The sequence below is a fragment of the Nitrospira sp. BLG_2 genome (assembly GCF_049222245.1).
Genome location: NZ_JBLYIG010000602.1, coordinates 1 through 5,986, shown reverse-complemented (window position 1 = coordinate 5,986; position 5,986 = coordinate 1). Strand labels below are relative to the sequence as shown.

Sequence of the window (5,986 nt, the reverse complement as noted above, 5' to 3'; positions counted from 1 at the left end):
TGTCTGCGAACATCTACAGGAACCGACACTGCGACAATCCTTCCTCTCCCGTTATCTTGCCCTGGAAGAAGCTCCGAATGAACGACTGTCGCTCATCCGCTCCTTACTGAAGGAAAAGGATTTGCAAGGTGCCGACAGCCATCTGCAATCGTTGCTCTCATCTTCACCGAACCATGCGGAAGGACTCTTGCTCAAAGGCATTCTCTGCATGCAACGGGAACAATACGAGCAGGCGGAGCGTGCTTTCGCTTCGGCACGGCAGGAAGGCGCCGATCGCAAAAAATGTCTAATGGGAATGGGGATGGCGGCAATGGGAAGGTCCTACACACAAGGAGCCTGGGAACGGTTTCTCGAGGTGTTGGCTGAAAATCCCGATGATGCCGAGGCGATCCATTGGCTGCTCCGTGCCGGCACGGCGCAAAACCGTTGGCAAGAGTTGGGTGAGCAATTACATCGATATGTAACAAGAAATCCTGGCGACTTAGCCGTGCGATTTGCCTTTGCCGGCGTGTTGCTGAGGGGTGAGCGAATCGAGGCCGCTCGCCGGGAATGCGATGCACTTCGGACGCTTTCGCCGGATTACGATGGCTTAGATCAACTCGGCCAGATGATTGCAGGAAAACAAGCCGTGCTCCTGACGGAGGGGGCGAATGATGAATTGATTCACCATCTTATTCCGGCAGAGTCGGTTAAATCTCGGATCTGAAAGAGTCTTCAATCGGTTCAGGTCAGATAGGTGATAGGAAGAATGTCACGGGCACTAGTCATACAATTGGCGAGACTTGGTGACCTTCTGCAATCGCTGCCGGCGATCACGCAGCTCCACGCCCGTTATCCCGAGACGCAATTCGATCTGCTCTGTCCGTCTCATCTTTCCGAAGTGGGACGTCTGTTTCCAGGCATCGAGAAGGTTCTCGAGTGGGACGGAGCGGCCTGGCAACGGCGTGCGCTGGCCGCTCAGCAGGACCTACGGGCGGAGCATCTTGTGGAAGTCGCTGCATCGCTGACCGCATTAGCACCGGATCCGTACGACTGCGCCTATGTTCTCAACCAACATCGCCGGGCGCTCGTGGCCGGCGCCTTACTTGCTCGTAAGGTCAAGGGACCATTTCTGCATGGGCCGCTCGGTGAGACGTTGACACCTTGGGCAGCCTACGTACGCGATGTGGCGCAGCGGCGTCTGGGACAGCGTGTGCACCTGGCTGATGCATTTTGCGGACTCTGCGGAGTCTCTCCGCCAGGGTGTGTCGTCATGCTCGATCCTCCCGCAGTCCGATTGCCTGGCGATTTGGAACCTATCGGCAAACAGGGCGCTCCGTGGATCGCGCTCATTGTGGGAGCCGGGGAGGCCGAGCGATTTGTGCCCATGGAGGTGTGGCGGCGGTGGATGACCTCATTTCTTGCATCCATGCCGCAAGGCCGTGTTGTACTTGTCGGCACAGAACGAGAACGAGCCGCGGAGATGCAAGCGTCGCTGCCGTCATCGGCTTTGGGACGGATTTGGGATACGACAGGTCGCACCTCGCTGTCTCAACTCGCGGCAGTTCTCGCTCGATGCCATAGAGTCATCGGTTCGGACACAGGTCCTCTGCATCTCGCTGCGGCCCTCGGCAGGCCAGTGATCGGTTTGTATTTTGCTCGAGCACGAGTCCATGAAACGGGACCGTACGGCTTCCATCATGTCGTATGGCAAGCCGAGGGATTAGAGAGGAAGAACGAGACCTGGCCAATAGACGAAACCATTGCCGCGATACATGAGCAGGGGCACCATGCGCCCGTAGGCTGGAGTGTCTGGACAAGCCACTGCGATACATGGGGCGCCTATTATGCGCCAGTCGGCCAATCAGCCATTCCACCGCGTGAACGTGAAGTACTCTGGCATGAACTGGAGCCGGCTCTCTCATGAACTATCTGGCGCAGAATCTCGAAGGTCTCCGCAAGCGGTATCCAGCGCTTGTCCAGGCTACGCAGGAAATCTCTGGTGGTCTGCTGACAGTCGTGCCTTCTCGAGAGGGGAGTCCATCGGCTACGCGCGGAGGACGGTGGGTCCATAGCGGATACGATCCGCGTAAAGAAGCCCAAGCTTGGGCCGAAACCCAATTGCACGAATGGAAAGCCGGCGAGCTCGGAGTCGTGCTCGGCGTCGGCTTGCTATATCACGTCGAAGCCTTGGTTGCTCTGAAGCCGCAAGGGACGATGCTGGCCGTCATCGTACCCAATGTGGCTGAACTCAAGGACGCCGCGATGATTAGGCCTCTGGGGGCCTGGATCGACAGTGTCGAATGGATGTGGGGAACGCCGGTGACAATGGCAGAGGAGTTGGCCGCAAAGTCGGCGCCGCTCCGGTTCATGACGTATGGGCCGGCTGCTTGTCTGCACAGCGACGCTCATCGCGATTTGGAAGCGGGGCTCCGACGGATCATAGCGGCCAAGCAGGCCGGCCGGCTTCATGTCGCCGTCGTCGGGCCGATCTATGGCGGCTCGCTTGGGATCGCACGCCATACGGTCGCAGCGCTGGAATCGCTGGGCCATCGGGTCAGCTGGCTGGATCAGAATCCGCATCATGCGAGTTACGAGGCGTTCGGGGTTTATCACGAGCCTCGCCATCGTCTCACAATGCAGAGCCGGTTTGCTGATATGCTGAGTGTAGGCGTTGTCACGCATCTCGCCGAAGATCCGCCGGACCTTGTGTTGGCGCTCGCCCAGGCGCCGATGAATCTGGCCGTACTCGAGCATCTACGCAAGAAAAAATTTCTCACCGCGATGTGGTTCGTCGAAAATTACCGACATCTGACCTACTGGCGGCAATTGGCAGGCGGGTATGACTATTGGTTCGTCATCCAGCAGGCCTCGTGTTTTGAAGCGCTGAAGCGGGCAGGGGCGCGCCATATCACCTATCTGCCGATGGCGGCCGATCCCGCCCTGCATCGACCGCTGAGGCTCACCGTTGCTGAACAGGACGAGTACGGCGCGGATGTGTCGTTCGTCGGAGCCGGTTACGCCAATCGGCGTACCTTGCTTCCCCGGTGGTTATCGAACGACTGGTCGTTCAAGCTCTGGGGCAATGAATGGGAAGGCGCGGATGGTCTCACCTCGGTGCTCCAGCGCGGCGGCGCCCGCATCGATATGGAGGCCTGCATGAAAATTTTCAACGCCACGTCCATCAACCTGAATCTTCATTCCTGTGCCGGTGATGGACTCGATCCGGAGGCTGATTTCGTCAATCCTCGGACATTCGAATTGGCTGCTTGCGGTGCGTTTCAGCTGGTCGACGAGCGATCACTCTTGTCCGATCTCTTTGCCACCAATGAGATGATCCGGTTCACCATGGCGGCCGAAGTCCCGTCGCTCATCCGAACCTGGCTCGACGATGCGACCGGTCGGCGCGAGATCGCTGAGGCCGCGCGTCGTCGCGTGCTCGCGCAGCATACGTACGAACATCGCATGAGAGAACTCTTGGCTACGATCGGTATACATCAGCCCGATCGCATAGGAACCATGATACGCGGCGATCGTAACGCCGGCGCGTTAACGCAACGTGTGGATGCGCCCACCGAACTTGTGGCGATCCTTCGGCGATTTCCTCCAGATCAGCGGGTGGAGCTCAAAGACGTCGCGGCCCAGATCAAGGCGAAAGGCGCGGGACATGAACTGGCGCGAGAGGAACTGCTGGTCTTGATGCTGGATAGTTATCGAGCGGAAATGAGAGATCTCGTATGACGCGGCAGGTCCTGATCATCAATGTCACGCGGATGGGCGATCTCGTGCAGATGGGCACCCTGTTGGCACGCCTTCGAGACGAATGGCCCGGCGTGGCGGTAGACCTCGTCGTGGATCGTCAATTCGCGCCGGTCGCGTCCATGTTGAACGGCTTGCGCGACATCATTGCCTATGACTTTCATACTTTGATCGAGGAGAGTAGGGCCTGCGTCAAAGATATCGTTACGCTGTATCGAGAGGTCGCATCGTGGGCCAACGATTTGCAAGAGCGTCGCTACGATCGGATCATTAATCTTACGTTCAAACGATCCAGCGCGCTCCTGGCTGACTATATCGGCGCGACTGATATCCGCGGCGCCCGGAGCGCTTGGGACGGCGGTACGGTCATCGACAATCCCTGGATGGCGTACTTTACCGATATTCATCAGATCCGCCGGATCAATCGATTCAACCTCGTCGACATCTACGCAATGGGTGGAAGCAGGCCGGGCTCATTTGCGCCACTGTATGTGACGGCGCCGGCTGAAAGTACAGACTGGGCTGTACGTTTTCTGTCTGGTCCGAATGGGGCGGAGAGCAAATGGATCGCGGTTCAGGCAGGCGCGAGCGATGTCATGAAGGCATGGCGACCACAGCATTTCGGTGTGACGCTGGCTCGCTTCAGCAAGCATTGGGATGGCGGGATTTTGTTCATCGGATCGTCATCGGAACAGGACACGATCGCCCACGTCATTCGGACATATCGAGAGGCGAATGGGCGCAGCGCGATTAAGAATGCCGTCGGACAAACGACGCTCACGCAGCTTGTCGCCCTCCTCGCGAGGTGCAGTCTGCTGCTTACAAACGATACAGGACCGATGCATTTGGCCGTGAGCGTACAGATTCCAGTCATTGATCTGTCGGTCGGTCACGTGGATTTTCAGGAGACCGGTCCGTATGGGCCGGGACATTGGGTTCTCCAGCCGGATCTCGAGTGCGCACCATGCGGGTTTGATCAGGTCTGCTCGCACCACGCTTGTAAAGAGCGTCTGCCGGTCGACGCGGTCGCCGATGTCATGCTGCATGTGGTGGGACAGGGCCCGTTGCCCTTGGCCATGCCGGGCTATCGCTTGTATCGGTCGGGTGTCGATGCGGATCAATTGGGCAGCTTTGAACTCGTCTCCGGTCGCGAAGATGCAACGGTGGCGTGGTATGCGGCCTTCTGGCGCCGCCGCTGGTATGAGTCGTTCACCGGCCGGCCGAGCCGGCTGCCGACACTAAATAGTCTTGTCCCGGACATCGGAGAGGGAGTGGCGTGTATTCGGGCGATGATGCCGCCGCTCAACAATCTTTGCCGACGGGCAGACCACATTGTGCGGCTCACCGGACAAACGCCGCTTCCAGTCCAATCCATCCAAGCGCTGCAGCGGGCGCAAGCGGAGGAACGTCAGAAGGTGGCTCAGGCCGGTATGGCGACGTGGGCTACAAAGCCGCTAACTACGGCCGCGCTCCGCCTGTTGCATCAGGACAATGTGCAAGGGCTGGGGCGAATGGCGAAGCATCACGCGGCGGCGTATCATCGCTGGCGCCGCGAGACTGAATTCGTGGCGTCCCACCTCGCGTCCTTGCGAGAAGCGTCCGCCCCAAGTTCAATCGTAGCTGTGTCGTATGCAGGCATCGAATGAGAGGAGACCGACCCATGCAAATCACGCTCGATCAAGACCACTGGGAAGTCGACGCCCCCTTGACGATGGTAAATGTGCTGACGGAAGTCAGTGAACGTGCTCATGCCCGATCTCGTATCGTGACCAAACTGCAGCTCGACCATCGTACGATCACGGATCGTGACTTGGACCCTGCGTTTCTCGCCGAATCAGTCGCGCGCTTTCGGCAGCTGACGGCGGTGTCCCAGCCGGTGCCGGAGCTTATACGAGCTGCCGAAGGGTCAATAAGTAAGTACGCAGAGACTCTGCGAACCGAGGGTTCGGCCTTGCTCTCGGCGCTTCGATTCGGACGGGCGCCGCTTTCCGCGCTCGATGCCTGGCTGGGGCAGCTGGCGGATTATCTCGAATTTGTAGACGGAGCGTCGGCTACCATGCAAGCGGGGACAGGAGTCTCCACCTTGACGCCTTGGGTCCAGCAGCTTTTGGAAGCGCGGACGGATCAAGATCAGATTCGTCTGGCGGATCTCTTGGAGTACGAAATTCTGCCCCGGTTGGATGCCCGGGGGTGACGGCAGATGGTGTCCGTTGTCACCGACTCAGCCTCTTCGTGCTCGATTGATGGG

At 58.9% G+C, this 5,986-nt stretch carries 5 protein-coding genes; all 5 read left to right on the top strand.

The window, feature by feature from the left end:
* Positions 1-706, top strand: a 706-nt coding sequence (locus tag ACOSYY_RS15965; RefSeq protein WP_421663659.1) for a tetratricopeptide repeat protein, incomplete at its 5' end; no start/stop codon positions are given.
* A gap of 42 nt (positions 707-748) precedes the next feature.
* A complete protein-coding gene (locus ACOSYY_RS15960) occupies positions 749-1,906 on the top strand; it encodes a glycosyltransferase family 9 protein (RefSeq protein ID WP_421663657.1) in 1,158 nt (385 codons plus the stop codon).
* Complete coding sequence (locus ACOSYY_RS15955) at positions 1,903-3,720, top strand: CgeB family protein (RefSeq protein WP_421663655.1); 1,818 nt, start codon at positions 1,903-1,905, stop codon at positions 3,718-3,720. The genes ACOSYY_RS15960 and ACOSYY_RS15955 overlap by 4 nt, the downstream gene beginning before the upstream one ends.
* Complete coding sequence (locus ACOSYY_RS15950; protein WP_421663653.1) at positions 3,717-5,384, top strand: glycosyltransferase family 9 protein; 1,668 nt, start codon at positions 3,717-3,719, stop codon at positions 5,382-5,384. The genes ACOSYY_RS15955 and ACOSYY_RS15950 overlap by 4 nt, the downstream gene beginning before the upstream one ends.
* A 14-nt stretch (positions 5,385-5,398) precedes the next feature.
* Positions 5,399-5,932 carry a hypothetical protein gene (locus tag ACOSYY_RS15945; protein WP_421663651.1) on the top strand — a complete coding sequence of 178 codons (534 nt, stop codon included), beginning with the start codon at positions 5,399-5,401 and terminating at the stop codon, positions 5,930-5,932.
* Positions 5,933-5,986: the final 54 nt, after the last annotated feature.